6 protein-coding genes are annotated in these 3,805 nt (G+C 51.0%); all 6 read left to right on the plus strand.

Translation table 11 applies throughout. From position 1 onward, the window contains the following. The first annotated feature begins 270 nt into the window (after positions 1-270). The 6 genes from CFR72_RS16360 (at position 271) to CFR72_RS17385 (ending at position 3,623) form a co-directional block, all read left to right on the plus strand. Entirely contained in the window at positions 271-543 is a 273-nt protein-coding gene (locus CFR72_RS16360) for a HigA family addiction module antitoxin (RefSeq protein WP_110914779.1), read from the plus strand. Positions 544-759: 216 nt separating this feature from the next. Beyond that, positions 760-951, plus strand: coding sequence for a type II toxin-antitoxin system RelB family antitoxin (relB, locus tag CFR72_RS16365; RefSeq protein ID WP_026019886.1), 192 nt, complete (start codon positions 760-762; stop codon positions 949-951). Then, positions 951-1,229: a type II toxin-antitoxin system RelE/ParE family toxin gene (locus CFR72_RS16370; RefSeq protein ID WP_081500435.1), complete on the plus strand. Its 279-nt coding sequence runs from the start codon at positions 951-953 to the stop codon at positions 1,227-1,229. The genes relB and CFR72_RS16370 overlap by 1 nt, the downstream gene beginning before the upstream one ends. A 120-nt stretch (positions 1,230-1,349) precedes the next feature. Then, a complete protein-coding gene (locus CFR72_RS16375; RefSeq protein ID WP_110914780.1) occupies positions 1,350-1,727 on the plus strand; it encodes a hypothetical protein in 378 nt (125 codons plus the stop codon). A gap of 610 nt (positions 1,728-2,337) precedes the next feature. Then, positions 2,338-2,895 carry a replication/maintenance protein RepL gene (locus CFR72_RS16380; RefSeq protein ID WP_110914781.1) on the plus strand — a complete coding sequence of 186 codons (558 nt, stop codon included), beginning with the start codon at positions 2,338-2,340 and terminating at the stop codon, positions 2,893-2,895. 110 nt (positions 2,896-3,005) lie between these two features. After that, positions 3,006-3,623 (plus strand): hypothetical protein, encoded by a 618-nt coding sequence (locus CFR72_RS17385; RefSeq protein ID WP_146220771.1) that lies wholly within the window; start codon positions 3,006-3,008, stop codon positions 3,621-3,623. Positions 3,624-3,805: the final 182 nt, after the last annotated feature.

Here is a 3,805-nt window from a genome sequence, read left to right on the forward strand (position 1 = left end):
TCTATACAGATATGTCGGACCGAAGGGCGAGCTCAGGGATTATGGGAAGCGCGTTCTCAGCTTAGCGTAGGATTTCGCCCCCTCCCGCAAACGACCCCCGCTCGCCTATCAGATGGACCAGACCGGAGAGGTACAGGCATTCGGTCGGTGCCAGATCGAGGGGTATCATGTCGTCCAGAAGAATGGCGGACACTGGTGCACCCCGATGAAAGATACCGGCGGGGGGCCTGAATGGTCGCTCCCATCGTCATAACTTCACGTCAGGAGTGAATGATGCCACGGGATATAAACCGTTGCCCCACCCATCCCGGTGAATTGCTGCGGATGGACGTCTTTCCTGCCAGTGGCATGGATGCGCCAGAAATCGCACAGGCGCTCGGCATATCCTGCCAGAGCCTCGATGAACTGCTGGCCGCACGAAAGCCTGTCACACCCGATCTGGCAGAGCGGCTGGGCCAATTGCTAGGAAATGGCCCCGGCCTCTGGATCAGAATGCAGGCGGCTCATGACGACTGGCGGGCCAGGCACAACAATGCGCCCTGAAACTGTTTTGCTTGCGCGGAGCGGAGGAACGCCATTCCCACTGTCGGACAAGTCAGACAAAGTGTCAGACATGACAGACAAACGTTCCCGGTGTTTCCTGAATTTTCCGTCTGATAACGGTTTCTTCCTGCGGGACACTAAGCACGAAAAAACCGGCATCAAACCTAATTTTCTGGTATTATACCTCGTCACGTCACCCACGACAGGAGCCGCATGATGAGCGAAGCACTCTCCCCCATCGTCTCCGAGTTCGAGACGGCCAAACAGGAAACTGAATACACTGCATGGCTTCAAGCTAAGATTGCAGCCAGTCTGGCCGACCCGCGCCCACCAATCCCACACGATGAGGTTATGGCCGAGATGGAAAGCATCATCCGGACCGCAGAACAGCGCCGCCGTTCTGCCTGATGCTACCAATCGCCTGGCGTGATACCGCCCGTACCGATTTACGTCAGATTATCACAGATATAGCCGCCGAAAATCCACCAGCAGCTCGACGACTAAAAATCAGGCTGGAAGCGGTCGTCCAGCCGTTATCCGAACATCCCTATCTCTATCGCACCAGCGAAAGAGCGGCTGGCTTGCGCGAAATCGTGGCGCATCCAAATTACATCGTTCTCTATCGGGTGACCGCAACGAGCGTTGAGATCGTCAATGTGGTCCATGCGCGCCGCCAGTTCCCCTAGAACGGGGTCCGTATCCCAGCCCCTCGACCTCTCACACGCATAGCCCACACTGTTTCGCTTGTGCCGGGCAGATAAACACCATCACACTCCCTGTCAGACAAGTCAGACAAGGAGTCAGACATGACAGACGACCCCAAGCCGTGGTCAATCCGTGGCGTTCACCCAGAAGTGCGGAATGCCGCCCTGTCGGCGGCAAGGCGGGAAGGTCTCACGATTGGCGACTGGCTGGACAGGGCCATTCGCTCCCACATAAAAAGTGGCAGAAAACAGGGAGAAAACCTGTCTGACACACCTGTCAGACAGGCGACAGACTTGTCTGACGCGGAACGTCTGGTCAGCATGATCGCCCAACTGTCTGCGGCAGGTGCTCCCATTCCCAAATCGGTGGCTGCGAAAGCCTATGCGCTCATACGGGACGGCCTGAAGGACACCCAGCAGCAAAAAAAGGTCGGTAGTCTTGAACATCAAGGAGCGCTGTCAGCGCCTGAAGGTCCGTAAAAGCCCGTACAGGCCCCTTCATGCCATCACGCATACAAATCCATTCAAATGATCCTATGGCGCCTTCTACGGCCTTCTGACGCGCTGTAGCCGCGTAATGAGCCGACTGCTTCGCCAACCACTCCCCTTCCTGAGCAGATCAGCAGTGCCAACGAACGACAGCCTACAGGCTCCGGGTGAGTGCGGAGCAGGAACCGCGTAGCGCGCGAAGCGCCGGAGCTGGCCGATACAACGTCGTTTTTGCCGCTCGCGCGCGTACACTCCCGGCGTGGTACATCCAGCCGGTGGAAATGTGGATTGCCCTTCGGGCCGCGCTCCGCCCGTGGACAGGGCATGGACAGCCCGTGGACAGTCCTACGGCCTGCCCACCGCCTGCCCACACCACTGCCCACCGGCTCCACGCTCAATCCACATTCCCACCGGCACACCCAACATCACCAAGTGGAATTTTTAATTTTTAGGGAAGGAAAGCAGTCCGTTCAGACGTCGTCCCCTATCGTCAGAACACACGAAAACGGTCCTTCCTAGATAGATCAAGAAAGAAACATGCCGAAAACCCGCAGGAAACCAGCATCTCACTGGACAAGAATGACCACTTAACTGGACAAAAATGACCAGTTTTGTGGACTTGAACGTGACCACAAAACTGGGCATTATGATGACCACTTACTGCACCTATCCCAGGTGGAACGGAGCTTTGAATATGGCAACATTTTTCAATGGGCAGCGACGGTTACTCGATGCGGAAACCGGTGAAATCATTGAGGCGCAAGTCGTTACCAAAACCATTGGTGACGCAGGGTTCCATAAGGTTTGGTTGTCTGAAATCCTCGAATTGGTGGATGAAGTAGGCAACGCAAAAATGAAAATTCTAATGTGGCTTTTGTCCAAGGCCGATCACCAAAATCAGGTGCTCGCAACACATCAGGAAATTGCAAACGCTACAGCCACTAGCCCTAAAACGGTTCAACGCCTCATGCGGTCCTTAAAAGCAGCACTCGTAATCGTCGAACCGCGCCGTAGTTTGTGGCGACTCAATCCTGATGTAATTTTCAAAGGAGACCATAGACAACGCATGAATGTACTAGTTAAATACCGCTCTGAGTCTGCGCAGGCTGATATGTTTGATCTTGATACCAAACGAACTGCCAAAAAAGATGCTGCATGACTGATATAGTATCAGATAATTTTTCATGAAGTAAAAATAATTACTTATATAAATGTGTGTCAATTTACATTATTGATTAACAATAACTATTGTATAATAAGGTGTATGGTATGAAGAATATTATTTTAATTATTTCTATAATTTACATTCCTTCTATTTCTTATGCAGCAACTTGCCAAGTTGAGCATACAGAACAAGTCCTAACCAAAGCAATGCAGCAAAATATTCACTTCGATAATGTAAGCAGAGGGCATTATCAAACTATGCCAGTATGCCAGGGAAACACTACAGTTTATGGTGTTTCTTCCATCATAACGTGGATGAACAATGGCGATGGTTCAGTAACTGTAGTGAATAATGATGGATCAACTAATAAATATATGTCAAACGGTGATGACTCGGCCATGGGTTCAACCTACAAAAAGATATTTGGTGGCGAAGCCAATAGACAGGCGCAGTTATTGCAACAAGAAATGAATTCTGCAAATAATAATGACGGAAATACTGACCTTAGCAAGGAATCTTTTGATAGAAAGGCACAGCAGCAGCAGGAAATCGTTGATACTTGGAACAAGTACAAATCCAAATGTGAAAAATTGTTGAATCCTAACGCAGCAACTTCATTTTTTGGCTCACTGGTTGGAGACGATGCGGTTAGAAACCCGCGAAAACTAGAGGCCTGCCGTGGTATGAAGCGAATGTATGATAACGTAGTCAGCGAAAAATGACACAGGATGAAAAACTTTCGAATGGGCTATAATAGGCAATTATTTGACAATGATTTTTCTAAGAGCCCGATCCGAAAGTTTTTGGGGTCGTTTGCGGGAGGGGGCGAAATCCTACGCTAAGCTGAGAACGCGCTTCCCATAATCCCTGAGCTCGCCCTTCGGTCCGACATATCTGTATAGAG

It is taken from the genome of Gluconacetobacter entanii (assembly GCF_003206495.1).
Lineage (GTDB): Bacteria > Pseudomonadota > Alphaproteobacteria > Acetobacterales > Acetobacteraceae > Novacetimonas > Novacetimonas entanii.

Coding starts and splice junctions, on each gene's coding strand:
- CFR72_RS16360 (WP_110914779.1), top strand. CDS start 271: ATGATGCCACGGGATATAAACCGTTGCCCCACCCATCCCGGTGAATTG.
- CFR72_RS16375 (WP_110914780.1), top strand. CDS start 1,350: ATGACAGACGACCCCAAGCCGTGGTCAATCCGTGGCGTTCACCCAGAA.
- relB (WP_026019886.1), top strand. CDS start 760: ATGAGCGAAGCACTCTCCCCCATCGTCTCCGAGTTCGAGACGGCCAAA.
- CFR72_RS16370 (WP_081500435.1), top strand. CDS start 951: ATGCTACCAATCGCCTGGCGTGATACCGCCCGTACCGATTTACGTCAG.
- CFR72_RS16380 (WP_110914781.1), top strand. CDS start 2,338: ATGACCAGTTTTGTGGACTTGAACGTGACCACAAAACTGGGCATTATG.
- CFR72_RS17385 (WP_146220771.1), top strand. CDS start 3,006: ATGAAGAATATTATTTTAATTATTTCTATAATTTACATTCCTTCTATT.